Genomic DNA, 26,351 nt, shown 5'->3' with positions numbered 1-26,351 from the left:
ATGATCTTAACCGCATCCCGCTTGGGATGGGCCCGGCGGTCTCCAGCAGGGAACCGTGCCGGAGCCCGTCGTCGTGGCCCGAAATCTCGTCACGAGGCACCAGGATTTCGCCGCCGTGGACGGCATCTCCTTCGAGGTGGCGCCCGACGAATCCTTCGGACTGCTCGGCCCGAACGGGGCCGGCAAGTCCACCACCATGCGCAGGCTGGGCGCCGTCTCGACCCGCACCGGCGAGACCTCTGATCCTGCTCGGCCTGGCCTTCACGACCCGGCGCCTGCGCACCCTGTTCCTCGACTGACCCGGGTCTCGACAGGTTCGACCACCGGTGGTCGAGAGCCGGTCGAGAGCCAGCCGAGAGCCAGGTCAGTGGTCGATGTCGATGTCGCGGGTCTCGCGGCTCAGCAGCAGGGCGACCAGGGCGATCACGGCCATCACCGAGAGGTAGACGCCGACCCAGAACGGGCTGCCCTCGCCGAGGGTCCACAGCCAGATCGCGATGAACGGAGCCACCGCCGCCCCGAGGATCGAGCTCATGTTGTACGCGAAAGCGGAGCCGGTGTAGCGCACGCTGGTCGGGAACAACTCGGGCAGCAGCGCGCCCATCGGCCCGAAGGTCATTCCCATCAGCGGCACGAAGAGCAGGCCGAATCCGATGATCGCCAGGGTCACGAAGATCAGGGTCTTGCGGCGCCCGTGCCTGTCGGCCCAGGGGCCGGAGGCCAACGTGAACACGCCGAAGAACAGCACGTAAGTGGCCAGCATGATGAAGGTGCCGAGGATCAGCTGGCGCCAGTGCGACCGGAACACGGCCGCGAGCGGCAGTTTCTCCACACGCTTGGTGGCGACGACCTGTGTGAAGGCGTCGGATTCGACTAGGCGCGGGCGTACCCAGAGGCCGACGACGACCATCACCGCGGAGAAGAGGAACGGGATGCGCCACGCCCACTCGAGGAACGCGTCCGAGGGGCGGGTCGGGTCGTCAGCGGGTCGGGTCATCACCGGGCAGGGCCAGTGCGATGGCCAGGAACAGGCCGTTGGCGATGATGAAGCCGAGCGGGGCGCCGACCTGCGGGAACGTGCCGTACCAGGCGCGCTTGCCGACCGGGGCGTTCTCGGTCGCGACCAGCGCGGCGCCGGACCACTCCCCGCCGAGTGCGAAGCCCTGGGCGAGGCGCAGGACCACGAGCAGGTCCGGCGTGAGCCAGCCGATCATGGCGTAGGTGGGCAGCACCCCGATCAGGAAGGTCGCGATGCCCATGGTCAGCAGTGCCCCGACGAGAGTGGCCTTGCGGCCCCTCTTGTCGCCGAAGTGGCCGAAGACCAGCGCGCCGATGGGGCGGGCCACCATGGCCGCGCCGAAGACGGCGAACGACGCCGGCAGCGCCGTGGTCTCGTTTCCGGTCGAGAGTACAGGTGCGGGAAGTCGAGAAGGGCGGCCGTTTGTGACAGCCGCCCTTGCACCCTACGTCCGGAGTCTCGGCTCCGCTAATCCTCGGCCCACGCTCCGGAAACGATACGGATGCCGCCGCATTATGGTCGTGTCTTACTCGCGCAGCTTCTGCAGCAGCTGAGCGGTCGCGATGGCCGCCGCGGCCGCCTCCTCGCCCTTGTCCTCCTTCGAGCCGGGCAGGCCCGCCCGGTCCAGGCCCTGCTGCTCGTCGTCGAGGGTGAGCACGCCGAAACCCACCGGCTTGCCGGTGTCCAGCGCCACCCGGGTGAGGCCATCCGTTGCCGCCGACGACACGTACTCGAAGTGCGGGGTGCCGCCACGAATGATCACGCCGAGCGCGACAACCGCGTCGGCGCCGTTGTCGAGGGCCACCTTGCACGCAACCGGCAGCTCGAAGCTGCCGGGAACCCGCACGAGCGAGTAGCGGGCACCGGATGCCTCGAGCACCCGGGTCGCACCGGCGATCAGCCCGTCGGTGATCACGTCATGCCAGCGTCCGGCGACGATCACGATGTCCAGCCCGGTTCCGTCGATCTCGATCTCCGGGGAGCCTGCTCCGCTCATAGTGCGATTCCTTTCAGCATGTCTGCTTCTGTGATGTGGTGGCCCATCCGGTCGCGCTTGACGGCCAGGTAGTCCTGATTGTGCGTGCCGACGCCGACGACGAGCGGCACTCGCTCGGTCACGGTGATGCCGTGCGCCTCGAGCTGGCGCACCTTCTCCGGGTTGTTGGTCAGCAGCCGCACGGCGGACAGGCCCAGGTCGTGCAGGATGGCCGTGGCGGCGCCGTAGTCTCGGGAGTCGGCGGGAAGGCCCAGCGCCACGTTGGCGTCGAAGGTGTCCAGGCCGTCCTCCTGCAGCTTGTAGGCGCGCAGCTTGTTGATCAGCCCGATGCCGCGGCCCTCCTGGCCGCGCAGGTAGACGACGACGCCGCCGAGCTCCTGAATGGTCTCCAGGGCGGCATCCAGTTGAGGCCCGCACTCGCATTTGAGCGAGCCGAACGCCTCACCGGTGAGGCACTCGGAGTGCACCCGCACGATCGCGCCGTCGGCGGGGGTGCCGGAGACGATGGCCACGTGGTCGGCGCCGGTCATCCGGTCCCGGTAGGCGCGCACCTGGAAGTAGCCGTGCCGGGTGGGCACCGTGGTCTCCACCTCGAAGTCCACCCGCGGCGATTCGAGGATCGGGCTGACTGTGGGCAGCTCGGTGTCGGTGTGGAACTCCTGCAGGTAGGCGATCAGGTCCTTGATGGTGATCACCAGCACGCCCTCGCGCTCGCCGAGGGCGAGGAGCCCGGGCAGGCGCATCATCTCGCCGTCTTCGGCGACGATCTCGCAAATTCCGGCGACCGGTACGAGGCCGGCCAGTTTCATCAGGTCGACGGCCGCCTCCGTGTGGCCGTCCCGCTCGCGCACACCGCCATCCCTCGCACGCAGCGGCATGATGTGGCCGGGCCGGTGCAGGCTGGACGGCGTCGAGGCCGGATCGGCCAGCACGCGCAGGGTGTGCGCGCGGTCGGCCGCGCTGATCCCGGTGCTGAGCCGGTCGGCCGCGTCGACCGACACCGTGTAGTTCGTGCCGCGGGGGTCCTCATTGTTCGGCACCATCACCGGCAGATCGAGCTTGTCGGCTAGGTCGTTGGTCATCGGCGCGCAGATGAAGCCGGAGGAGTACCGCACGGTCCAGGCGATCCACTCCTGCGTGGCCATCTGGGCGGAGATGATCACATCGCCCTCATTCTCACGGCCCTCGTCGTCGGCGACGATGACCGGTTTCCCGAGCCGGAGGGCATCCAGCGCGGTAGGAATGTCGGCGAGGCTCATGAGTGGCTCCTTTTCGATCCGGCGTCCGCCAGGGCGAGCATGCGCTCCACGTGGCGGGCCAGGATGTCGGTTTCGATGTTGACGTGATCGCCGATCGTGCGCTGTCCCAGCGTCGTAACGGTGAGGGTTTCGGGGATGAGCGAGACTTCGAACCACTGGTCCGGTTCGCTCGCCGGGCTGATGTTGCTGACGGTCAGCGAGACGCCGTCCACGGCGATGGAGCCCTTGCCCACCACGAGCGGGGCGAGTTCGGCGGAGAGGCTGAACCGCAGCACCCGCCAGGCCTCACCGGGGGTGACGGCCAGCAGAGTGCTGGTGCCGTCGATGTGGCCCTGCACGATGTGGCCGCCCAGGCGGTCGCCGACAAGGGCGGCGCGCTCGAGGTTGACCGGGCTGCCGGCGCGGGCGGCATCGAGGGTGGACATGAGAAGGGTCTGGGCCATCACGTCGGCGGTGAAGGTGTCGCCGGTTCGCTCCACCACGGTGAGGCAGACGCCGTTGACCGCGATCGAGTCGCCGTGGCCGGCGTCGGCTACGACTCTCGGGCCGCGGATGGTGAGGCGGGCGGCATCCGTGGATCGCTCCACCTTCTCGACCTGGCCGAGTTCCTCGATGATTCCGGTGAACATGATTGTCCTATCTCGGCCGGGCGACGATGAGGAGATCGTCGCCGAGTCGGTCGTAATGGTCGATGGCCAGGCGGCGCTGGTCGGTGATGCCGGCCACCCCGATGTCGCCCAGGGCGAGCCGGGCGCCGCCGAGCAGCGTGGGCGCGAGGTACACGAGGTACTCGTCGACCAGCCCGGCCGCGACGAACGCACTGGCGAGAGTGGGCCCACCCTCGATGAAGGCGTGACGGATGCCGCGCCGGTGCAGGTCGTGCAGCACGGCCAGCAGATCGTCGGTGGCGAAGAAGAGGGGCGGATGCGGGTGGGCGCGGAGGGCGGCGTCGTTGGGGATGCCGCGGGTGCCGATCACGACCGGCACCGGCTGCGTGGGCAGAAGCTTTCCAGCGGCGTCGCGGGCGGTCAGGGCAGGGTCGTCGGCGAGCGCGGTGCCGGTGCCGACGAGGATGGCGCCGGCTGCCGCGCGCCGCCGGTGCACGTCCTGCCGGGCCTCCGGTCCGGTGATCCAGCGGCTGGTCCCGTCGTCGGCCGCCGCGCGCCCGTCGAGGCTCGACGCCCACTTGAGCGTCACGAACGGGCGCCCGAGACGGGCGGCGACGAGCCAGTCGGCGAGGAATGGTTCGACCTCGTCGGCGAGCAGCCCGCCGGTGACGTCGATTCCGGCGCCGTGGAGCCGGTCGGCCCCGCCCGAGGAGCCGACGCCGGGGTCGGCGACGGCGTAGACGACCCGGCGGACGCCGGCGTCGATCAGGGCGAGCGAGCAGGGGCCGGTGCGGCCGGTGTGGTTGCAGGGTTCGAGGGTGACGACGGCGGTGGCACCGCGGGCGGCGCCGGCGGTGAGCCGGCTCAGGGCGACAACCTCGGCGTGGGGGGTTCCGGCGCCGAGATGCCAGCCTTCGGCCAGGACCTGCCCGGAATCGTCGAGGAGAACACAGCCGACGCGGGGGTTCGGGCCTGTGGCCGGCCCATTCGCGGCCAGCGCGAGCGCACGCCGCATGGTGGCCTCGAGCGCCGCTTGGTCCGTCATTCCCGTCCTGTCCGTTGGTGCAACGAACTCCGGGTTTTCGGTGCGGCGAACACCATGTGGGTTGCGAAACCCGCCGACCGACCGGAATGGTCCATCGACTCGTGCGCCTCTCATCCGGACTTTAACCGTCGGTGCTGGAATTTCACCAGCTCAACCGTTCCGCTTTGGGAGCGGCACGGGTCGCGGACTTTCACCGCCGGTTCGGACTTACACCGACCCCGGAGCACGTTTCATATAACTACTACTAGTTATATCCCAACGCGTCGGCCATAGAAAAATTCCCGTTCGAGAGTGCGGCCTGCGATGGGCGCTCACGACTGCGGATGCGCGGCGACGGCCGGTTGGGGGGCCCGCGGCGGCCAGGTGCTGGCGCCGAGTTCCCGGGAGATGTTCCGGGCCGTCTCACGCAATCCGTTCAGCACGCTGGAGTCGGGAGGCCACTCGCTCGACGGTACGACAACGGCGACCGCGGCTATGACATTGCCGCGGGTGTCGACCACGGGCGCCGCGATCGACGACTCGCCCAGCACGGCCTCGTCCTCTTCGGTGGCGATGCCGTTGCTCACGATCGACACGAATTGGATGGCCAGCTGAGCCGGGTCGGTGATCGTGGCGCCGGTGAGACTGCGCAGGGGCCTCCCCAGCAGTCCGGAGGCGTATTCCGGACTGTATGCGAGGAGGACTTTGCCCATTGCCGAGGCGTGGGCCGGGATGGACAGGCCCGTTTCGGGCATCTGCTGGCTGCCGTCAGGCCGCTGGTTGTGGTGAATGATGATGACCTCGTCGAACAATTGCACCCCCAGACGTGTGGACAGTCCGGTTCTGCGCGCGAGTTCGAGGGTCCAGCGCATGGCCCGCGCGCGCACGTCGAGCGTGTCGAGGTAGACATTCGAGAGTTTGAGCAGGGCCGGGCCGAGCATGTACCGGGTGCCGCCAGGCTCCTGCGCGACAAGACCGTGGCCCTGCAGCGATTTGACGATGCCGTGCACGGTCGAGACCGGCAACCAGAGTTCGGTGGCGAGTTCGGTTATGCCGAGGTGGCGTGCGCCCTGCAACGTCGACAGCACTTTCGCCGCACGATCGATGGCTTGAATCACAGCTGCACCTCCGGTTGATTCCTTAAGTATGCCGCGTCACCAACGCGTCTTCATGCGACGTGTTGACATTGGGCCACTCTCTGGAGGATATTCGACATTATCGAATTGCGTTCTGTATTTCTTTGAGTCGCGAGGGAAAGTGTCTCGCGGATCCAGCTCGAAAAGTTCAACGGAGAGCAAACATGAAGATAATCCTGGAGGTCTCAACATGAAGAAACTAATCAATTCCCCGGAGACGGTTCTCGCCGATTCCCTCATCGGCGTGGCGGCCGCACACCCGGAACTTCGCGTCGACCACGTCAACCGCATCATCTACCGGACAGACCCGACCAGAGCAGGCAAAGTCGCCCTGCTCTCTGGTGGGGGAACCGGCCATGAGCCGCTCCACGGCGGTTTCGTCGGTGTGGGAATGCTTGACGCGGCCTGCGCCGGGGCGGTCTTCACCTCGCCGACACCCGACCAGATGCTCGAGGCCACGAAAGTCGTGGACAGCGGAGCGGGCGTGCTGCACATCGTCAAGAACTACACGGGCGACGTGATGAACTTCGAAATGGGCGCGGAACTGGCCGCGGCTGAGACCGGGATCGAGGTTGCCGTCGTGGTCGTCAACGACGACGTCGCGGTCGAGGATTCCACCTTCACCGCAGGCCGCCGGGGCGTCGGAACCACTGTCCTGCTCGAGAAGATCGCGGGTGCGGCAGCCGAGGAAGGCCGCGACCTCGCGGCCGTCACCGCGGTGGCCCGCCAGGTCAATGAGTCCGGCCGTTCCATGGGCGTGGCCCTCAGCAGCTGCACGGTTCCCGCGGCCGGGAAACCGACCTTCGAACTTGCCGAAGGCGAGATGGAGATCGGCGTGGGCATTCACGGGGAGCCGGGCCGCCGCCGGGTGCCGCTGGCCGGGGCCGCCGAGGTTGCCCGTCTGCTCGTCGAGCCGATCCTCGCCGACCTGGACTTCACCGGCGCCCCGACGATCGTGATGGTGAATGGGCTGGGCGGAACCCCGTTGATCGAGCTCTATGTCATGTATGCCGAAGTCAGGAAGATCCTCGACGCCGCCGGCATCACGGTTGCCCGCTCCCTCGTGGGCAACTACATCACCGCGCTGGACATGGCGGGCTGCTCCGTCACGATCCTCAAGGCCGACGAGGACCTGCTTCATCTGTGGGATGCGCCGGTGAACACCGCCGGGCTGCGCTGGGGAATCTAGCACCATGACGAATGACACGATCAGCCTTGACCAGCTCACCGGCTGGCTCACCCGTTTTCGCGACTTGGTGACCGAGCAGGTCTCCTACCTCACCGAACTGGATTCGGCCATCGGCGACGCGGACCACGGCTCGAACATGACCCGCGGCATGGATGCGGTCCTCGAGAAAATCCAGGCCTCACCGGTCGTGGCCGTCGACGAACTGTTCAAGGGCGTGGGCATGACCCTGGTGACGTCCGTGGGTGGTGCCAGCGGCCCCCTGTACGGCACCTTCTTCCTGCGGATCGGTACCTCGGCAGGACCGGTCAGCACCCTGGACGCGCCCGGCCTGGCGGCCGCGCTTCGTGCAGGGCTGGGCGGCGTCGTTGCCCGCGGCAAGGCCGAGGCCGGGGATAAGACCATGTTCGACGTCCTCGCTCCCGCGCTCGACGCGTTCGACGCCGACCTCGTCGTTTTCTCCGATATCTCCTCGGCGGCCCGTGCTGCCTACTCCGCTGCACAAGCGGGGCGGGATGCCACCGCACCCCTGATCGCCCGCAAGGGCAGGGCCAGTTACCTGGGGGAACGCAGCATCGGCCACATCGACCCGGGAGCCGCGTCGACGTCGCTGCTTTTCCAGGCTCTGGCCGAGATCCTCGACAAGGAGTAGATCGTGATCGGAATCGTAGTGGTATCGCACAGCCCCCGGCTCGCGCAGGCAGCAGTGGACCTCGCAGTGGAAATGGTCGGGGTCAACGGCCCGGCCATCGCGATCGCAGCCGGTGCCGGCGCAGGGGTGATCGGAACGGACGCGTCCAAAGTCGCCGAGGCCATCGCCGAGGTTTCCTCTCCCGAGGGCGTGCTCGTGATGATGGATCTGGGATCGGCTGTGATGAGCGCGGAAATGGCGCTGGAGTTCTCGGACGACCCCGACCTGCCCGTCCGGCTCAGCAGCGGTCCCTTCGTAGAGGGCCTGATGGCGGCAGTGGTGCGCGCGGCGGGTGGCGCCACCCTTGACGAAGTGGAACGTGAGGCCCGAGGTGCTCTTCGTGCCAAGCAAAGTCACCTGGGCGACGAGGACCCGGCCGGCCTGCCGGTCGACTCCGGCCCGGCGGCGGAACACACGATCGAGGTGACGTTGCTGAACCCCGACGGCCTGCACGCGAGACCGGTCTCGATGCTCGTCACCGCCATCAGCGCCTTTGAGGCGACGGTGACGGTCGCCAACCTCCGTACCGGCCGGCCTCCGGTGCCGGCTAACAGCCCGACTGCCCTGTTGACCGTCGGCGCCCGGAAGGGCGACACGATCTCCGTCGCGGCGGCCGGGCGGCAGGCTGTGGAGGCGCTCGAGGCCGTGAGTGAACTGGTCGGGAAGGGCTTCGGCGAGCTCGCGGCCGCCCACGCTCCCGCGCCCAGGCCGGCGCGTTCCGCGTCGCGGCCGCAGGCCCGGCCGCAGGGCGGGGCGCCGTCGAGCGGGCCTCTGGGCGTGAGCCCCGGCTTCGCCGTCGGTCCGATCGTGCGGATGCAGGAACCGGTGAACGAGCCGGGGCCGGCAGTCGCACTCCCCCTGCGCGAGCGAGCGGCGGCCGCGGAGAGGATCGTGGCCGCCGCGGCATCCGTAGCCCTGGCCCTGCGGGACAAGGCGGCCCGGGTGTCGGGAGCGGCGCGTGGGATCCTGGAGGCAACGGCGCTGATGGCGGCGGATCCCGGGCTGATCGATGCTGCCGTTTCCCGAGTGACCGGGCAGGGCCACACTCCGGAGCGTGCCGTCTGGGCGGCTGTGAGCGAGGTCACAGCGGTTTTTAAGGAGCAGGGTGGGCTCCTCGCCGAACGTGTCTCGGACCTGCACGACGTGCGCAACCGCATCGTGTCCGAGTTGCTCGGCCGACCGGCACCGGGCCTGCCGGATCGTGTGGAGCCGTATGTGCTCGTGGCCCGGGACCTGGCCCCCGCCGACACGGCGCTGATCGACCCCACGGTGTGTCGGGCGATCGTCACCGTCGAGGGCGGGCCCACCTCCCATACGGCCATTCTCGCGCGGGCGCTTGGCTTGCCTGCCGTGGTGGCGGCCCGCGATGCGATGGACCTGCCCGAGGGAAGCATGGTGATCGTTGACGGCACGACCGGTGAGATCGTCGTGGACCCCACCGGCGACCAAGTGTTGCGAGCCGAGGAACAGATCCGCCGGGTGATCACCTTCGACGGTACGGGAAGGACCAGGGACGGGCACCGCGTGCAGCTCCTCGCGAACGTGGCTTCGCCTGACAGCGTTGCCGCCGCGATCGAGGCGAACGCCGAGGGTGTCGGCCTCTTTCGCACCGAATTCTGCTTCCTCGACCACGCCGAGGCTCCGGGACTCGACGAACAGGTCGCCGCGTACCGGCAGGTGTTCGCCGGATTCCCCGGGAAGAAGGTCACTATCCGAACGCTGGATGCGGGAGCCGACAAGCCGCTGGCCTTCGTCACGGCGGCCGACGAAGTCAACCCTGCCCTGGGCATCCGGGGGTATCGCACAGCGTGGCAGCGGCCGGAACTGCTGGACACCCAGCTGCAGGCCATCGCAGCGGCGGCCGCCGCGGAAGACGCCGACGTCGGCGTCATGGCGCCGATGATCGCGACCGTCGACGAGTCCGTGGACTTCGCGGCCCGCTGTGCCGCGCACGGCCTGCACAACGTGGGCGTGATGATCGAGACTCCCGCCGCCGCTATCACGGCTGGCCCCATCCTCGAACGGGTGGACTTCGCGAGTCTGGGGACCAACGACCTCGCCCAGTACACCATGGCCGCCGATCGGCTGATGGGGGAGCTCGCCCTGCTCAACGACCCCTGGCAGCCGGCGGTCTTGCGGATGATCCGGGAGGCCTGCCAGGCCGGTCTGGCGGCCGGCAAGCCGGTCGGGGTCTGCGGTGAGGCCGCGGCAGATCCGATGCTTGCCGCCATCCTGGTGGGGCTCGGGGCGACCAGCCTGTCGATGTCCCCGCGAGCCCTGGGCGGCGTGGCCGAGTTCCTACGCGGCGTGACGGTGGACCAGTGCCGGGATGCCGCACTCGCCGCGGTCGCCGCCGGCAGCGCCGGCGCGGCGCGATCCGCCGCCGCGCTCCTGCTGGAGCCGACACGGGCGTAGCTGCCGGTGTCGGCCCCTCCCGGGCGTCCGATCTGCACAAATGTGCAACGCTGGCTTTCAGAAACAGCGACGTATTTCCTGTAAATCCTGAATAGCATTCAAAAAATTGGCTAAGAGCGCGTGTTTGTGCGTCAGATCCGATCTTTGAGCCGTGACATCAGACTGGGCGGATGTGCCGGAAACCGCTCGGAGGGTGCGCTCGCACGGTCGCCCGCTGCAGGGCAGCCGATGTCGGTCGAATCGGCGGGCGTAATGTGAAATCTGTGCCCCGGAAGACCGGTTCACCGCCACCGTCCCACAAAGATGTAGACGCAGTTCGACCAGGAAGAAGTTCCACGATGACCACTTCAATCCGCACAGTCATGAGCCCCGGACGTTACGTCCAAGGCAAGGGAGCGATCGATCGCCTCGGCGAATTCGTATCCCAGATCGGCTCCGCCCCCCTGATCGTCGCTGATGACGTCGTGTGGGGTTTCGCAGGGCAGCAGGTCTCGGCGAGCTTCGCTGCTGCCGGCCTCCGCGTCGAACGGGTCGAATTCGACCGCTTTGCGACTGCGTCCGCGGTCGACGCGCTGGTCGAGAAGATCCGCGTAACCACGGCCGACGTGATCATCGGCTTGGGCGGCGGAAGCACGATCGACTCGGCCAAGGCCGCCGGCTTCCTGGCTGGAATTCGTTGGGTCAGCGTGCCCACCGTGGCGTCGACCGACGCTCCCACCTCCGCACTCTCGGTGATCTACACGGAGGAGGGCGAGTTTGTCGAATACCGTTTCTTCCCGCGCAACCCCGACCTCGTGCTGATCGACACCCAGATCGTGGCCAACGCGCCGGTCGAGTTCCTCATCGCCGGAGTCGGCGACGCGCTGGCGACCTGGCTCGAAGCCCGGGCCACGGCGGCTGCCCATGCGACCACGATGGCCGGGGGGCTGCCGACCCAGACCGGCACCGCGCTGGCCAAGTTGTCGTGGGACGTCATCTGGGAGAACGCCCTTCCGGCCCTCGATGCCGTGCGTGACAACCTGGTCACACCTGCTCTCGAGAAGCTGGTGGAGGCGAATACGCTTCTGTCCGGACTCGGTTTCGAGTCGGGCGGTCTGGCCGCCGCCCACGCCATCCACAACGGCCTGACCGCGGCCCCGCAGACCCACGGTCTCACCCACGGTCAGAAGGTGAACATCGGCTCGCTGACCCAGCTGGTCCTCGAGGGCGCGCCACGCACCGAGGTGGAAGACTTCATCGAGTTCACCACTCTCGTCGGATTGCCCACCACGCTGACCGAGATCGGTCTCAGCCTGGACGACGAGAAGGAGCTGAGGGCCATCGCCACGGCGTCAACCCTGCCGGGTGAGACGATTCACAACATGCCGTTCGTGGTCACTGCAGACGACGTTCTCGACGCCCTCAAGTCGATCGAGGGGCTCTCGCGGTCCGTGCGCGCGGCGCGCGGCCTGCCCGCTCCCGTCAAGTACGTGCAGAAGCATTGATCCGTCGGCCCGCCGGTCGCCACGAACCCTCAGTGGCTGCCGGCGGGCCTCCGTCTGCTCACTCGCACAGTGCCCGGGCGCTGCTCTCGTCGATGAACAGGTCGGTGATCAGGTTCGCGGCCAGCGCGCCGCGGAGACTGTCCACCTTGGACTGGCCCGAGACGACGCAGATGCGCCGGGGGGTGCGGCGCAGCACCGACAGTTCCGGGCCGGTGCCGCGATCATTGAGCGGGATGCCGTCGGTCGAGCCGTCCGCGCGGTAGAAGACTGTCGCGACGTCGCCGACGACCCCGGCGTCGCTAAGAGCGGTGAGCTCGTCGTCGTCCAGGTAGCCTCCGACGTAGACGTGGCTGGGGACGTTGGAGAAGGGCGAACCCACGCTGAAGAGCGCGACGTCCATGTTCCTTTGCATTTCCAACAGCCGGCGCAAGCCGCGCTCCCGCCAGTACGCCGTGCGTGTGGCCGGGTCGTCGAAGAAGGTGGGAACCGGGAACTGTTCCAGGCGGGCGCCGAATGCGTTGCTGAACCGCTGCAGGATCTCGTTGGCGTAGTCGAGGCCGGTGCTGCGTGTGTTGCCGGCGCCGTTCAGCTGCACGATCTGTGCGTTGTGAGTGCGTTTAGGGGTCACGTGGCGGCTGACCGCATTCATCGTGGAGCCCCAGGCGATGCCCATGATCATGTTCGAGTCGAAGAACTCGCCGAGAATCCGTGCAACCGAGAGGGCCACGCGCTCCAACCGATCGACGTCGCTGGCGTGGTCGGGCACCGGCACGACGTGCGCGGTGACCTGGAAGCGGTTCAGGATGAGCTTCTCCACCCGGCTCGTCGCGTCGAGCGGGGACCGGATCTGGATGTCGACCAACCCGCTGGTTCTGGCCTGGCTGAGCAGACGGGACACCGAGGAGCGGGAGGTGTGCAGTTCCCGCGCGATGGCCTCCATGGTCAGGTCCTGCATGTAATACAAGTGGGCCGCCGTGAGCGCGTCACTGGTTCGGTCCGACAGGGACGGATCGTCTGGATGGGCCATTTTAACTCCTTGCACGTATGTTCAAACCTCTTGACCGTTTGTGTCGAACCTAGCAGGGTAGAAGCAATTCCCCTCCACCCACAGAGAAGTGAGCGAACAGTGCTGTCCACACCCGATCAGTCATCTTCCGCACCGTCACAGTCCAGTGGTGCCGCCGCCCAGGCCGCCATCCAGGACCGCCCCCGCGCTCAAGTTCTCATCATCGGAGCCGGCATTAACGGCATCGCGACCTTCCGCGATCTGGCCCTGCAGGGCGTGGACGTCGCCATCGTCGACAAGGGCGACTACGTTTCCGGCGCATCCTCGGCCTCCTCGCACATGATCCACGGCGGTGTGCGCTACCTCGAGAACGGCGAATTCCGCTTGGTCAAGGAGTCTGTGGAGGAGCGCAACAGCCTTCTCAAGATCGCCCCCCATTACGTCAAGCCGCTCAAGACGACCATTCCGATCTACTCCACCTTTTCCGGAGTGATGTCGGCGCCGATGCGGTTCCTCACCCACAAACAGGGTGCGGCCCAGGAGCGCGGAGCTCTACTGATCAAGATCGGCATGATGCTCTACGATTCCTTCTCCCGCGACGGCGGCAATGTGCCCCGGCATGAATTCCTCGGCAAGAAGGCGTCGCTCGAAGTGCTGCCGCAGATAAACCCGGGCCTCAAGTACACGGCCACCTACTACGACGCCTCCATGCACGACCCGGAGCGCCTCGCCCTCGACGTGCTGGCCGACGGCCTGGCCGCCGGCACCCACGCCCGGAGCGCCAACTACATCGAGGCCGTCGGCATGGATGCTGCGGGTGTGCGCCTGCGCAACACGGTCTCCGGCGCCGAATTCAGCTTCGAGGCCGACATCGTGGTCAACACGTCCGGACCGTGGACCGACCTCACGAACACGGCCCTCGGCCAGGCCAGCACCTATATGGGCGGCACCAAGGGGTCGCACGTCGTGCTCGACAACCCCGAACTGCTCGCCGCGACCGGCGGTCGCGAGATCTTTTTCGAGCACAAAGACGGCCGCATCGTGCTGATCTTCCCGCTTGCGGGCCGCGTTCTCGTCGGCACGACCGACCTCGAGCACGACATGACTCAGCCGGCGCGCTGCACCGAGGCCGAGGTTGACTACTTCTTCGAACTCGTCAACCACGTTTTCCCAAAGGTGGCCGTCGACCGGTCGCAGATAGTGTTCCGGTTCGCCGGCGTGCGCCCGCTGCCCCGCCACGACGACGAGGCGCCCGGTTTCGTCTCGCGCGACTACCGCATCGAATCGCGCCCGCTCGGCGCCCGGCACGGCACCCTGCTGAGCCTGGTCGGCGGCAAGTGGACGACCTTCCGCGCCCTGGCCGAACACCTGAGCGGCGACATCCTGACCCTGCTCGGCCTGCCGCGCACCGTCTCGACGGTCGGCCTGCCCATCGGTGGTGGTCGAGACTTCCCGGCGACGGATGCCGCACGCGGGGTCTGGGTTGCCGCCAACGGCGACAAGGTCGGCGCCGAGCGTGCCGATGTGCTGCTGACCCGGTACGGCACGCGCGCCACCGAGGTGATCACCTGGCTCACCGCCGAACCGGACGCGCCGCTCATGCAGCACCCCGGCTACACCCGGCGCGAAATCGAGCTCATCGCCCGGGCGGAATCGGTCATGCACCTGATGGACCTGCTGCTGCGCCGCACCAGCATCGCTTTCCGCGGCGAAGTGACTCTGCCGCTGCTCACCGAGCTGGCCGGCGTGCTCGCACCAGTCCTCGGCTGGGACGCCGCCCGGAGCGCGCATGAGGTCGACACCGCGGTGAATACACTGCGCGACATGTACGGCGTGCACCTGGCCCCGGCGGAAACGCCGGCCGTGCCGGCCGTCTAGGGACTGCTCGGGACTGCCCTGCGGGCGGGCGGGCGCTGCGGTCGCCTGCCCGCAGCCTGCCCTCCGGCCCGGCTCCGTACCCGCAGACTTGAAGGCTGATCTGCACAAACGTGCAGAAAGGTCAGGACCACCGGCGGTCTCGAGTCGCTAGGTTTTCTACTATCCGTTTCCTTCGCTTTCTTCATTTCAATAATCTAAAAGGATGTCAACGTGGACAATCTCGGTATCGTATTCCTCTCGGAAGTGGTGGGAACCGCTCTCCTGATCCTGCTGGGCTGCGGGGTGGTCGCCAACGTCGCCCTGACCAAGAACAAGGGCTTCGGCGGCGGATTCCTGATGGTCACCATCGGCTGGGGCCTCGCGGTGTACGCCGGCGTGATCGTCTCCTATAACTCGGGCGCTCACTTGAACCCCGCCGTCACCTTGGGACTCGTGTCGTCCGGGGCCACCGAGTTCGGCTCGGGGGTTCCGGTCAACGCTGTGTCCGTGGCGGCGTACATCGGGGCTCAGTTGATTGGTGCCATCCTGGGTGCCACCGTCGTCTGGCTCGCCTACAAGCAGCACTTCGACCAGGAACCGGAGCCGGCCAACAAGCTCGGCGTGTTCGCGACCGGTCCGGCCATCCGTTCCTACGGCTGGAACCTCATTACCGAGATCATCGGCACCTTCGTGCTCGTCTTCGTCGTCATCGCGTTCGGCGGCGGGCGCCAGGGCGAGAGCGGCGGCCTGGCCGCCCTTGGCGCCCTTCCGGTTGCCCTGCTCGTGATCGTGATTGGCACCTCGCTGGGTGGACCGACCGGCTACGCGATCAACCCCGCCCGTGACCTCGGCCCGCGCATCGCGCATTTCCTGTTGCCGATCAAGGGCAAGCGTTCCTCCGACTGGGCCTACTCGTGGGTGCCCGTCGTCGGTCCCGTCATCGGTGGCCTGCTGGCCGGCTGGACCTCCGCGTTCCTCCTGCCGATCCTCGCGTAGGCGCCGCTCGCTTCTTCTTTTTCCATTCCTGAATACCCGTGTACCCAGCATTGACAAAGGAGTTAAAAATGGCACAGTACGTCATCGCAATCGACCAGGGAACCACCAGTTCCCGTGCGATCATTTTCGACAAGGCCGGGTCGATCATTTCGACCGGTCAGCTCGAACACGAACAGATCTTTCCCCGGGCAGGCTGGGTCGAACACGACCCGTTGGAGATCTGGAGCAACACCCGTGAGGTCATCGGTCAGGCTCTGGCCAAGGCCAACCTGACCCGCCACGACATCGCGGCCGTGGGCATCACGAACCAGCGCGAGACCGCCGTCGTCTGGGACCGTCACACCGGTATCCCCGTCTACAACGCCATTGTCTGGCAAGACACCCGCACCCAGCCCATCGTCGACCGACTCGCCGCCGACGGCGGTGTCGATCGTTTCAAGGCCCAGGTCGGCCTGCCGCTGGCGACTTACTTCTCCGGCACCAAAATCGTCTGGATCCTCGAGAACGTCGAAGGGGCGCGAGAGAAGGCTGAGGCCGGCGACCTCATGTTCGGCACGACCGACACCTGGATTCTCTGGAACCTGACCGGCGGCCTCGAGGACGGTGTGCACGCAACCGACGTCACCAACGCCAGCCGCACCATGTTCATGGACCTGAAAACCCTGCAGTGGGACGACGAGATCCTCGCGGCGTTCGACGTGCCCAAGTCGATGCTGCCCGAGATCCGTTCCTCCTCCGAGGTCTACGGCATCGCCAGCGGCCACAGCCTGCTGCGCGAAACCCCGATTGCGAGCATCCTGGGTGACCAGCAGGCCGCGACGTTCGGGCAGGCTGCCTTCGACCAGGGTGAGGCGAAGAACACTTATGGCACCGGTAACTTCCTGATCTTCAATACGGGCACCGAAATCATCCACTCCAAGAACGGTCTGCTCACCACGGTCGGCTACAAGCTCGGCGACGCCGAACCGCACTACGCCCTGGAGGGCTCGATCGCGGTCACCGGCTCGCTCGTGCAGTGGCTGCGGGACAACCTGGGCATCATTAACTCTGCGGAGGAGATCGAGGCACTCGCCCTGTCGGTCGAGGACAACGGCGGCGCCTACTTCGTGCCCGCCTTCTCCGGCCTGTTCGCGCCGTACTGGCGTGCGGATGCCCGTGGTGCCCTGGTCGGCCTCACCAGCTACGTGAACAAGGGCCACATCGCCCGCGCCGCCCTCGAGGCGATCGCGTACCAGACCCGCGAGGTGCTGGACGCGGTCAACGCCGACGCTGGTGTTCCGTTGACCGAGCTCAAGGTCGACGGCGGGGCCTCGGCCAACGACCTGCTGATGCAGTTCCAGGCCGACATCCTCGGCGTGTCTGTCGTGCGCCCGGTGGTGGCGGAGACGACCGCCCTGGGTGCCGCCTACGCGGCCGGCCTGGCGGTCGGTTTCTGGAACAACCTCGGTGAGCTGCGGTCCAACTGGCAGGAGGACGCCCGCTGGGAGCCGAGCCTGGACATCGCCGAGCGCGACCGTCTGCTGCGCAACTGGAAGAAGGCCGTCACCAAGTCCCTGGACTGGGTCGACGCCGACGTGATCTAGCCCGCGCCCCCTTTTTCCCCCCGCGTCCCTGCGCGCGTACGACGCACCCCACCGAGACCCGGCGGCCGCCCCTGGCCGCCGGGTTTCGGCATCCGTTCCCCGTGCCCCGTTCCCCGTGGCCAGTTCCCCGTGCCCGTGCCCGTCCCCGTCTTCCCCTTGCGCCGGCCGGCATCCGTGCCCCGTCGGACAGTTCCTTCGTGGCGCTTCCCGGAGGGCAGCTCCCGTGGGTGGTGTGTGGCTAACTCAGGAGATCTACCCCGGCGGCGCCAACGGATGCCGGACTGGTGTAGTTTGTCCCTCGCTTCACAGCCGTTTCTCCTGAATTAGCCACGGGTCGGCGGCGACACCTCGGATCCTCCACAGCACAGGCTGACCGGAGCAGGCCACAGGTGGGCAGCCGACGCGGCAGACGGGGCCCGCGCTGTCCACACTGTCGACATGACTTGGGCAGAGTACTTCCGCGTCCACAATGTGCAGATCGCCGAAACCGGGGCGCTGAACGCCGCCGGCGCCAATTGGCGGGTGCTGAGGGCGGCCGTGGAGAGTGGATATCTGGTGAGGGCGCGTCGAGGGCACTATGCGCTTCCCGATACGGATTCGCACATCCTCGAAGCGGTGCGGCTGGGTGGGCGACTCGCCTGCGTCTCCGCGGTTGCGAATACCGGGATCTTCGCCCTGGACAGCACCTTCGCGCACATCCATGTCGACCCCACCGCTTCCCGGTTGCGGGCGCCGCACGATCGATTTCAGCAGCTCAACGCTCACAACCGAGACGGTGTGGAACTCCACTGGGGTCAGCTGCTCGACCCCTGCGGCGGCACCGAGTTCCGTATCGGGCTGGCCGATGCGCTGGTCCAGGTTTTCCGGTGCCAGGAACCGAGATTCGCGATCGCGTCACTCGATAATGCCTTGTACAAGAGACTGCTCGCGGAGCAGACCGTGGCCCAGATCTTCGCAGCCCTGCCCGCGGAGTTGCAGTCCCTGCGCCCGCTCATCGACTGTCGCAGCGAATCGGGCCAGGAGACCGTGCTCCGCCTCGTGATCACGGGAGCCGGCTTCGACGTCGAGATCCAGGTCGAGATCGGGGGCGTCGGTCGCGTCGATATGATCGTCGAGGGGCGCATAGCGGTCGAGGCCGACAGTCGGCAGTTCCACGACGGCTGGGAGGCGCACGCGCGCGACCGCACCCGCGACTGCGACCTCGCCATGCGGGGGTACCTGACTCTGCGGGTTCTCTACCGGGACATCATCCACCACCCGGAGCGCGTCATCGCCGCGATCACCGGCCTTCTGGCGTCGACCAGTCACTACCGCACCTTCATCGTCTAGTCGGTTCCCGGCAAGCCGACATCCGCTCCCGCACCTCCATCGTCTAGTCGGTTCGCGGCAAGCCGACATCCGCTCCCGCGGGGCTGCCGGGTCCGGCTCGGCGGACGCCCAACCTGCCGGTCATGCGGTTGAGACCCACCCCCATGTGGCTAACTCAGGAGATCTGCCGAATCGCAGTATCAGACCCGCGTGTTTCCGGGGCGAAGAGGAACGCATATTACGGATGTCCTGAGTTGGCCACGCAGGCAGGAGCCGTGCCTGCTTCGAGCCCGGCGTTGCCGTCAGCGTGGCCGGGCGGCGCGCGCAGCGGGGCGGCCCGCCCGCGGACCCGACCTCCTTGCGGTCGAGACCCACCCTCGTGTGGCTAACTCAGGAAATCTGCCGAATCGCAGTATCAGACCCGCGTGTTTCCTGGTCAAATAGAAACGAATGCGACGGATGTCCTGAGTTGGCCACACCGGGGCAGGCCAGGGGGACCCCAGCGGCACCGTCAGGGGGGCGGCACCGTCAGGGGGGGCAGCCGTCAGCGGGGCGGAGGCCAGCCGTCAGCGGGGGCCGGCGGTCAGTGGGGCGAGGCTGCGGGCCGCGAGGGCCCCGGGCAGCGCGGCGAGGCTGGTGATCCGGATGATGCCCAGCCGGGCGGCCTCGGCCGCATCCGCCCCGGCCCCGGCACCACTACCTCCAGCACCACCCCCAGCCCCGGCCGCGGTCCGGTCCAGCCAGACTCCGGTCAGCCCCGCCGCGGCGGCTCCGATCGCGTCCGTGCGCAGCCGGTCGCCCACGTAGACGGTCTGCTCCGACTCCGACCCGAACACCATGCAGGCATGCCGGAAGATGCGAGGATCCGGCTTGGCGAAGCCCAGGCTGCCGGATGCGATCACGTGCTCCAACCGCACGTCGAGCCCGGTGTCCGCCAGTTTGTGCCCCTGAGGCGTCGACTCACCGTTGGTGATCAGCCCGATCCGCACGCCCGGAAAGGCGACGGCCAGCGCGTCGAGGCAGGGGAGCGCATCGGTGTGGAGGCGCCAGCTCGCCCGATAGTGCAGAAAATACGCATCGAACCAGCTCGTCGCAGCCGGCCCGGTCAGGGTCACGCCGTGCGCCGCCGCGAAGTCGCGGGCCCGCTCCCGGCGCTGCCCGGCGAAGTCCAGACTGCCGGCGAGGTAGGCGTGGTAATGCCGCTCTTCCAGGTCGTCCCAGAGCGCCAGCGCCGCGCCGGGGTCGGCGTCGGTGAAGGTGCCGCCCAGAGAGCCGAGGTAGGCGCGGATGCCGTCGGCCACGGCACCGCGATGGGCGAACAGGGTGTCATCGAGGTCGAACAGAACGACCGCGGGCGCGGGCGCGGACATCCGCTACCCGACGACGACGTCAACGACGACGTCAACGACGACGTCGACGACCATGACGAACATGACGACGAGGGGCCGGCCCCGCCCCATCAGTAGCGAGCTCACCACAATCGCCACCACCGCCCTAGCGCCGCGGTAGCAGGCCGACGCGGTCGTAGGCGCGCGCCAGCGTCTCGTTGGCCACCGTCGCCGCCCGGTCCGCGTTGAGGGCGAGGAGTCGGTCGAGTTCGGCCGGGTCGTCGAGCAGCTCGAGAACGCGCGCCCGGATCGGCCCGAACGTGCCCGTGACCACCTCGGCGAGACCCTTCTTCAGGTCGCCGTAGCCGCGGCCGGCGTACTCGTCCTCGATCGAACCCACCGAGCGTTCCGCGAGCACCGAGTAGATCGTCAGCAGGTTGGCCACGCCCGGCTTGTTCTCGCGGTCGAAGACCACGCCGCCCTCGGCATCTGTGACCGCGCGCATGATCTTCTTATTCGTCACTGCCGGCTCATCGAGCAGCCAGATCACGCCCGCGTGCGACTCGGCCGACTTCGACATCTTCGACGTCGGGTTCTGCAGGTCGTAGATCTTGGCGGTCTCCGTGACGATGGCGACCTCCGGCACTGTGAATGTCTGCCCGAACCGGGCGTTGAAGCGCGCCGCGAGGTCGCGGGTCAGTTCGACGTGTTGACGCTGGTCCTCGCCGACCGGCACGATCTCGGTGTCGTACAGCAGAATGTCCGCGGCCATCAGCATTGGGTAGGCGAACAGTCCCACGGTGGTCGCGTCCGATCCCTGCCGGGCGGATTTGTCCTTGAACTGGGTCATCCGGCTGGCCTCGCCGAAACCGGTGATCGTGTTCAGCACCCAGGCCAGCTGGGCGTGCGCGGCGACATGCGACTGCACGTACAGAGTCGACGCCGACGGGTCGATGCCGCTCGCGATGTATTGGGCGGCGGTGCGGCGGGTGTTCTCCCGCAGCTTCACCGGGTCCTGCGCCACGGTCAGGGCGTGCAGGTCGACGATGGAGAAGTACGCGTCGTGGGTCTGCTGCAGCGCCTTCCAGTTCAGGAGGGCGCCGATGTAATTGCCGATCTGCAGGGAATCGGCGCTCGGCTGCATGCCCGAGTAGAGGCGGGGCTTGTCCATGGGATCAGATCTTTTCGTAGCGTGTGGCCGCCGGCCGGGCCGAAAGCGCGAGTTGGAGGGGAGGTCAGATGGTGTAGTCGACGACCACGGGGGTGTGGTCGGACCAGCGCTGGTCGTAGGCGGCCGCGCGGTCGACGACGTAGCCGGTGACGGATGCCGCGAGCGCCGCTGTGGCCAGCTGGTAGTCGATCCGCCAGCCGGTGTCGTTGTCGAACGCCTGGCCGCGCCACGACCACCAGGTGAACGGCCCGTCCACTTCGCCGGACCACCGGCGCCCCACGTCGATCCAGCCGAGTCCGGCCCCGGCGTTGTAGTCCGGGGCGGCTTCGGCGCCGACGATGCGGTCGAAGTAGGCGCGCTCCTCGGGCAGGAACCCGGCGCGCTTCACGTTTCCGCGCCAATTCTTGATGTCGAGCGTGCGGTGCCCGACGTTCAGGTCACCGAGCACGACGGCCCGGTCGCTGTGCGCGGCGAGCTCGGGCAGTCGTTCGAGCATGGCGTCGAGGAACCTGTACTTCTCGACCTGCTTCGGGGTACCCACCTCGCCGGAGTGCACATAGGTGCTCACGACGGTGATCAATTTGCCGTTGACCTCGTAGTCGGCTTCGAGCCAGCGGCCGGCGCTGTCGAATTCGGCGGCACCGAGCTCGACCCGGTGGATGGCCGCGGTCGATCGGCTGGCCAGGGCCACCCCGGCCCGGCCCTTCGCGGTGGCGGCGTCGTGCAGGATGCTCCACCCCGGCCCGAGCAGACCCTCGAGGTCCTCGGTCGAGGCACGCACCTCCTGAAGGGCGAGGATGTCCACGTCGCGTTCGGACAGCCAGTCGCCCATTCCCTTGCGGAAGGCGGCGCGCACGCCGTTCACGTTCACGCTCGCGATCCGCAGGCGCTCGCCGGCGAAAGCCGCGGACACAGCGGAGTCGGCGGAGGCGGCGGAGGAAGCAGGGTCGGACGCGGCCGGGGTGGAAGCGGCAGTCGAGGCGGAAGGCATTCCCCAATTCTACTTTGGCTCAGGCCTTGGGGCCGTCGTTCGTCAGCTCAGCGGCTCGCTTCTCGGCGGCGCGCAGGCGACGCGCGGTGAGCAGCCGCTGGGGCCAGGCCGCGGTGTCGTGCGCGAGGCGGGCCTCCCGAAGCTCGGCCTGCACCACCACGCGGAACGCCTCCTCCTCCTGCCGGCGCTTCTCGGAGGCAACCTCGTCCGCGCTGATCCGTCGCGGTGAGAACCCGGCGTCGTCCATGCCGACGGCGATCCAGGATGCGGCGAGCAGTGTCAGGGTGCTGGTCAGGTTGAACCAGATCAGGAGTCCGATGATCACCGCGAATGCGGCGAGCAGCGGGTTGCGGCCGGCGCCGGCGAGCAGCGTGCTGCCGAGGACCTTGAGGACACCGAGGCCCACCGCGCCTAGAATGGAGCCGGTGATGAGCTGGCGGACGGGGATCCGCACCCGCGACAGCACCCGGAACAGTGCGGCGAGGGTGATCGTGTCGATCAGGAGCACGAGGAGCAGGCCGACCGCTCGGGCGGCGCCGTTGAACCAGAACGAATCCCGGGACACCCCGAAAAGCCCGAACAGGGCCCCGAGCGCCTCGGTGCTCGCGATCGAGATCAACGCCGACACCACGAGCACGACCGCGAACAGCACTCCGAGGCCCAGCTCCCGCAGCTTGACGAGGAGGATGAAGGTCTTGTCGGGCGGCATCCGGAAGATTGTGCGCACCGCCTGCGCCGTTGTCGAGAGCCAGCCGAGCACGGTCGCGAGCAGACCGACCAGTGCGATGACGCCGGACCAGCCGAGGACCCTGGCGTCGGCGAGGACGCTTGGGTCAATCACGCCTTCCTCGCCGATCAGCCCGGGCACGGACTGGTTGATGAAGGAGTAGAGCGTCAGCTCGAGGTCGGGATTGGACGTGATCCACAGTCCCGCGATGGAGAAGGTCAGCCAGAGGGCCGCGAACGTCGCGAAGATGGCCTGGTAGGACATGCCGCCGGCCAGGATGCCGCCGCCGCTTTCACCGAACCGGGTGAAGACCCGCACCGGGCGCGAGCGCATGACCCGCGCGATGAGGGTCTTGATCCGGTCGATCGCCGTGGGAGTGTTCACCCGCTCAGCCTAAGCGGCAGCCGGGCAGCGGAGAAAGCGAAAGGCCGGTCTCGCCACGACGAAACGTCGTGACAAGACCGGCCCCAGGGTCCGGACCGGCTACACCATGCCGCGCAGCATGGCCTGCTTTACCTCGGAGATGGCCTGCGTGACCTGGATCCCGCGGGGGCACGCCTCGGTGCAGTTGAAGGTCGTGCGGCAGCGCCACACGCCTTCCTTGTCGTTCAGGATATCGAGGCGCACGGCGGCGTTGTCGTCGCGCGAGTCGAAGATGAAGCGGTGCGCGTTGACGATCGCGGCCGGACCGAAGTACTGTCCGTCGGTCCAGAACACCGGGCAGCTCGACGTGCACGCGGCGCAGAGGATGCACTTCGTCGTGTCATCGAAGCGTTCGCGCTGGGCGACGGTCTGGATGCGCTCCTTGCCATCGGTGGGGGCGTTGTTCGCCACCAGGAACGGCTGCACGGCACGGAACGATTCGAAGAACGGCTCCATGTCCACGATCAGGTCCTTCTCCAGCGGCAGGCCCTTGATCGCCTCCACGTATACCGGCTTGGTGATGTCGAGGTCCTTGATCAGGGTCTTGCAGGCCAGGCGGTTGCGGCCGTTGATGCGCATGGCGTCCGAGCCGCAGATGCCATGCGCACAGGAGCGGCGGAAGCTTAGTGAGCCGTCCTGCTCCCACTTGATCTTGTGCAGAGCGTCGAGCACGCGGTCCGTCGGGTACATCTGTACGTCGAAGTCGTCCCAGTGCGGTTCGTCGTCGACCTCCGGGTTGTACCGGCGGATGATCAGGGTCACGGTGAAGGACTGGATTTCCTCCGGCACGACCGGGGCACTCGCAGTTGTCGGTGCGGTAGCGGTTGCGGTTGCGGTTGCGGTTGCGGTACTCAACTCAGTACTTCCTTTCCATCGGCTGGTAGCGCGTGATGGTGACCGGCTTCCAGTCGAGCGCAATGTGGTCGGCGGCGTCGGCGGAGAGCGGGTCTCCGGTCAGGTAGGCCATGGTGTGCACAAGGTAGTTTGCGTCGTCGCGCAGGGGGAAGTCGTCGCGCATGTGCCCGCCGCGGCTCTCCTTGCGGTTGCGTGCGGAGTACACGACGACCTCGGCCAGGTCGAGCAGGAAGCCGAGTTCGACGGCCTCGAGAAGGTCGGTGTTGAACCGGCGGCCCTTATCCTGCACGCCGATGTTCTTGTACCGCTCGCGCAGGCCGTGGATCACGTTGGTGACGTCGGAGAGCGATTCGTCGGTGCGGAACACCTGCGCCTTGGCGTCCATCGTCTCCTGCAGCTCCTTGCGGAGCACGGCGATGCGCTCGGTTCCGGTCGAGGTGCGGATTCCTTCCAGCAGCTCCCGCACACCCCGGGCCGGGTCGGTCGGCAGCGGCGTGAACTCGGCCGTCGTGACATAGGCGACGGCGTTGTTGCCGGCGCGCTTGCCGAAGACGTTGATGTCGAGCAACGAGTTGGTGCCGAGGCGGTTGGAGCCGTGCACGGACACGCAGGCGCATTCGCCGGCCGCGTAGAGGCCGGGCACGACGGTCGTGTTGTTGCGCAGCACCTCCGCGTTCACGTTGGTGGGGATGCCGCCCATCGCGTAGTGCGCGGTGGGCATGACCGGCACCGGTTCGGTGACCGGGTCGACGCCCAGGTAGGTGCGGGCGAACTCGGTGATGTCGGGCAGCTTGGTCTCGAGCACCTCGGCACCGAGGTGGGTGCAGTCGAGGTACAGGTAGTCCTTGTTGGGACCGGCACCGCGGCCTTCCGCGACCTCCTTGACCATGCAACGGGCGATGATGTCCCGCGGGGCGAGGTCTTTGATGGTGGGCGCGTAGCGCTCCATGAACCGTTCGCCGGCCGCGTTGCGGAGGATGGCGCCCTCTCCGCGCGCGCCCTCGGTGAGCAGGATGCCGAGGCCCGCCAGTCCGGTCGGGTGGAACTGGAAGAACTCCATGTCCTCGAGCGGCAGGCCCTTGCGCCACACGATGCCCACGCCGTCGCCCGTGAGGGTGTGCGCATTGGAGGTGGTCTTGTAGATCTTGCCGAACCCGCCGGTGGCGAAGATGAACGCCTTCGCCTGGAAGACGTGCAGTTCGCCGGTGGACAGGTCGTAGGCGACGACGGCCGAGGGCTGGTCGACCCCGTCGACCGGTGTCATGACCAGGTCGAGCACGTAGTACTCGTTGAAGAAGTTGATGCCGCGTTTGACGCAGTTCTGGTAGAGCGTCTGCAGGATCATGTGGCCGGTGCGGTCGGCGGCGTAGCAGGCCCGCCGTACCGGTGCCTTGCCGTGGTCGCTGGTGTGGCCGCCGAACCGGCGCTGGTCGATCTTGCCCTCCGGCGTTCGGTTGAAGGGCAGGCCCATGTTCTCGAGGTCGATGACCGCGTCGATGGCTTCCTTGGCGAGGATCTCGGCCGCGTCCTGGTCCACCAGGTAGTCGCCACCCTTGACCGTGTCGAAGGTGTGCCATTCCCAGTTGTCTTCTTCGACGTTGGCGAGGGCCGCGGCCATCCCGCCCTGCGCCGCACCCGTGTGCGAACGCGTCGGGTACAGCTTGGAGATCACGGCCGTGCTGGCGCCGGAGCCGGCTTCGATGGCGGCACGCATACCGGCACCCCCGGCTCCCACGATGACGATGTCGAACTGGTGGTAGTGCACACCGTCGATGACGGTGGACTCTGAGGGCGCGGTTGAAGCATCCGTAGTCATATGGGTTTTAGCAGCTCCTAAATGGCCGAGCAAAACGAGGGAAGAAGATCGGCGGGCGAACCGGCCGGGCAAGGGTCGAACGTGAAGACCACGAGCGTGCCGAGCACGATCAGGATCACGACGGCCGCCAGGATGGCGGACTTCAGGATGCCGCGGGTCAGACGCTGCGTGGCGTAGTCGTTGACCAGCGTGCGCATGCCATTGCCGCCGTGGATCAGGGCGAGCCAGAGCATGAGAACGTCCCAGACCATCCAGAACGGGGTGGTCAGCTTGCCGGCGACGAAAGCAAAGTTGAGGGCGCTGACGCCCTCGCCGACCATCAGGTTGACGAAGAGGTGTCCGAAGATGAGCACGACCAGCACGACGCCGGAGACGCGCATGTAGATCCAGCCCCACTTCTCCCAGTTCACGCCGCGGGAGCGCGGGCCGCGGGAGTAGGGGCTGCGGGGAGCTTCGATTGTGGATGTCATGG

General features: G+C 67.6%; 21 protein-coding genes, 2 pseudogenes and 1 riboswitch. Of the genes and pseudogenes, 9 read left to right on the top strand and 14 right to left on the bottom strand.

The features are described 5' to 3' along the window. Nucleotides 1-55 precede the first annotated feature (55 nt). Nucleotides 56-232: pseudogene (locus E3O54_RS06940) on the top strand (ATP-binding cassette domain-containing protein); the annotation flags it as partial. A gap of 132 nt (nt 233-364) precedes the next feature. Here the strand turns inward: E3O54_RS06940 and E3O54_RS06935 are convergent. The 6 genes and pseudogenes from E3O54_RS06935 to E3O54_RS06910 form a co-directional block, all read right to left on the bottom strand. Continuing rightward, nucleotides 365-1,450: pseudogene (locus E3O54_RS06935) on the bottom strand (MFS transporter). 94 nt (nt 1,451-1,544) lie between these two features. Further along, the gene (gene ribH / locus E3O54_RS06930; RefSeq protein ID WP_104100365.1) at nt 1,545-2,015 is read right to left on the bottom strand and encodes a 6,7-dimethyl-8-ribityllumazine synthase; all 471 of its coding nucleotides are present in this window, start codon (nt 2,013-2,015) and stop codon (nt 1,545-1,547) included. Then, complete coding sequence (ribB, locus tag E3O54_RS06925; protein ID WP_104100364.1) at nt 2,012-3,274, bottom strand: 3,4-dihydroxy-2-butanone-4-phosphate synthase; 1,263 nt, start codon at nt 3,272-3,274, stop codon at nt 2,012-2,014. Before ribB ends, ribH begins: the two co-directional genes overlap by 4 nt. After that, entirely contained in the window at nt 3,271-3,903 is a 633-nt protein-coding gene (locus tag E3O54_RS06920; protein WP_104100363.1) for a riboflavin synthase, read from the bottom strand. The genes ribB and E3O54_RS06920 overlap by 4 nt, the downstream gene beginning before the upstream one ends. A gap of 7 nt (nt 3,904-3,910) precedes the next feature. Next, a complete protein-coding gene (gene ribD / locus E3O54_RS06915) occupies nt 3,911-4,927 on the bottom strand; it encodes a bifunctional diaminohydroxyphosphoribosylaminopyrimidine deaminase/5-amino-6-(5-phosphoribosylamino)uracil reductase RibD (protein ID WP_134401235.1) in 1,017 nt (338 codons plus the stop codon). Between the two features lie 98 nt (nt 4,928-5,025). Next, nucleotides 5,026-5,157: riboswitch (FMN riboswitch) on the bottom strand. Nucleotides 5,158-5,238: 81 nt separating this feature from the next. Then, a complete protein-coding gene (locus tag E3O54_RS06910) occupies nt 5,239-6,024 on the bottom strand; it encodes an IclR family transcriptional regulator (protein ID WP_134401234.1) in 786 nt (261 codons plus the stop codon). 208 nt (nt 6,025-6,232) lie between these two features. Between E3O54_RS06910 and dhaK the strand changes: the two genes are divergently transcribed. From dhaK to E3O54_RS06890, 4 genes are all read left to right on the top strand, one after another. Then, nucleotides 6,233-7,231, top strand: coding sequence for a dihydroxyacetone kinase subunit DhaK (gene dhaK / locus E3O54_RS06905; protein ID WP_134342677.1), 999 nt, complete (start codon nt 6,233-6,235; stop codon nt 7,229-7,231). 4 nt (nt 7,232-7,235) lie between these two features. After that, nucleotides 7,236-7,880: a dihydroxyacetone kinase subunit DhaL gene (dhaL, locus tag E3O54_RS06900; protein ID WP_104100359.1), complete on the top strand. Its 645-nt coding sequence runs from the start codon at nt 7,236-7,238 to the stop codon at nt 7,878-7,880. A gap of 3 nt (nt 7,881-7,883) precedes the next feature. Next, nucleotides 7,884-10,334, top strand: a complete 2,451-nt coding sequence (gene ptsP / locus E3O54_RS06895; protein ID WP_134401233.1) for a phosphoenolpyruvate--protein phosphotransferase — start codon at nt 7,884-7,886, stop codon at nt 10,332-10,334. A gap of 338 nt (nt 10,335-10,672) precedes the next feature. Next, nucleotides 10,673-11,818, top strand: a complete 1,146-nt coding sequence (locus tag E3O54_RS06890) for a glycerol dehydrogenase (RefSeq protein ID WP_104100357.1) — start codon at nt 10,673-10,675, stop codon at nt 11,816-11,818. Nucleotides 11,819-11,876: 58 nt separating this feature from the next. Here E3O54_RS06890 and E3O54_RS06885 read toward each other — a convergent pair whose 3' ends face one another. Next, nucleotides 11,877-12,845, bottom strand: coding sequence for a sugar-binding transcriptional regulator (locus tag E3O54_RS06885; protein ID WP_104100381.1), 969 nt, complete (start codon nt 12,843-12,845; stop codon nt 11,877-11,879). Between the two features lie 168 nt (nt 12,846-13,013). Between E3O54_RS06885 and E3O54_RS06880 the strand changes: the two genes are divergently transcribed. From E3O54_RS06880 to E3O54_RS06865, 4 genes are all read left to right on the top strand, one after another. Next, nucleotides 13,014-14,702: a glycerol-3-phosphate dehydrogenase/oxidase gene (locus E3O54_RS06880; protein ID WP_241973051.1), complete on the top strand. Its 1,689-nt coding sequence runs from the start codon at nt 13,014-13,016 to the stop codon at nt 14,700-14,702. Between the two features lie 210 nt (nt 14,703-14,912). Then, nucleotides 14,913-15,677 carry an MIP/aquaporin family protein gene (locus E3O54_RS06875; RefSeq protein ID WP_134401231.1) on the top strand — a complete coding sequence of 255 codons (765 nt, stop codon included), beginning with the start codon at nt 14,913-14,915 and terminating at the stop codon, nt 15,675-15,677. Between the two features lie 68 nt (nt 15,678-15,745). Continuing rightward, entirely contained in the window at nt 15,746-17,260 is a 1,515-nt protein-coding gene (glpK, locus tag E3O54_RS06870) for a glycerol kinase GlpK (protein WP_104100354.1), read from the top strand. A gap of 438 nt (nt 17,261-17,698) precedes the next feature. Next, a complete protein-coding gene (locus E3O54_RS06865; RefSeq protein WP_134342674.1) occupies nt 17,699-18,589 on the top strand; it encodes an endonuclease domain-containing protein in 891 nt (296 codons plus the stop codon). Between the two features lie 545 nt (nt 18,590-19,134). Here E3O54_RS06865 and E3O54_RS06860 read toward each other — a convergent pair. The 7 genes from E3O54_RS06860 to E3O54_RS06830 form a co-directional block, all read right to left on the bottom strand. Then, on the bottom strand, nt 19,135-19,938 hold the full coding sequence (locus E3O54_RS06860) for an HAD family hydrolase (RefSeq protein ID WP_104100352.1): 804 nt from the start codon (nt 19,936-19,938) through the stop codon (nt 19,135-19,137). Between the two features lie 124 nt (nt 19,939-20,062). Next, the gene (gene trpS / locus E3O54_RS06855; RefSeq protein ID WP_104171369.1) at nt 20,063-21,067 is read right to left on the bottom strand and encodes a tryptophan--tRNA ligase; all 1,005 of its coding nucleotides are present in this window, start codon (nt 21,065-21,067) and stop codon (nt 20,063-20,065) included. A gap of 64 nt (nt 21,068-21,131) precedes the next feature. Continuing rightward, on the bottom strand, nt 21,132-21,899 hold the full coding sequence (locus tag E3O54_RS06850) for an exodeoxyribonuclease III (RefSeq protein ID WP_241976787.1): 768 nt from the start codon (nt 21,897-21,899) through the stop codon (nt 21,132-21,134). Between the two features lie 178 nt (nt 21,900-22,077). Next, nucleotides 22,078-23,169 carry a YihY/virulence factor BrkB family protein gene (locus tag E3O54_RS06845; protein WP_134342670.1) on the bottom strand — a complete coding sequence of 364 codons (1,092 nt, stop codon included), beginning with the start codon at nt 23,167-23,169 and terminating at the stop codon, nt 22,078-22,080. 99 nt (nt 23,170-23,268) lie between these two features. Then, the gene (locus E3O54_RS06840; RefSeq protein WP_174720197.1) at nt 23,269-24,063 is read right to left on the bottom strand and encodes a succinate dehydrogenase iron-sulfur subunit; all 795 of its coding nucleotides are present in this window, start codon (nt 24,061-24,063) and stop codon (nt 23,269-23,271) included. 1 nt (nt 24,064) lies between these two features. Then, on the bottom strand, nt 24,065-25,879 hold the full coding sequence (gene sdhA, locus E3O54_RS06835; protein ID WP_104100348.1) for a succinate dehydrogenase flavoprotein subunit: 1,815 nt from the start codon (nt 25,877-25,879) through the stop codon (nt 24,065-24,067). 17 nt (nt 25,880-25,896) lie between these two features. Beyond that, the gene (locus tag E3O54_RS06830) at nt 25,897-26,349 is read right to left on the bottom strand and encodes a succinate dehydrogenase hydrophobic membrane anchor subunit (protein WP_134401229.1); all 453 of its coding nucleotides are present in this window, start codon (nt 26,347-26,349) and stop codon (nt 25,897-25,899) included. Nucleotides 26,350-26,351: the final 2 nt, after the last annotated feature.

The sequence above is a fragment of the Cryobacterium sp. TMT2-4 genome (assembly GCF_004402575.1).
In the GTDB taxonomy this organism is placed as follows: domain Bacteria; phylum Actinomycetota; class Actinomycetes; order Actinomycetales; family Microbacteriaceae; genus Cryobacterium; species Cryobacterium sandaracinum.
This window is presented reverse-complemented; position numbering and strand designations above follow the sequence as displayed.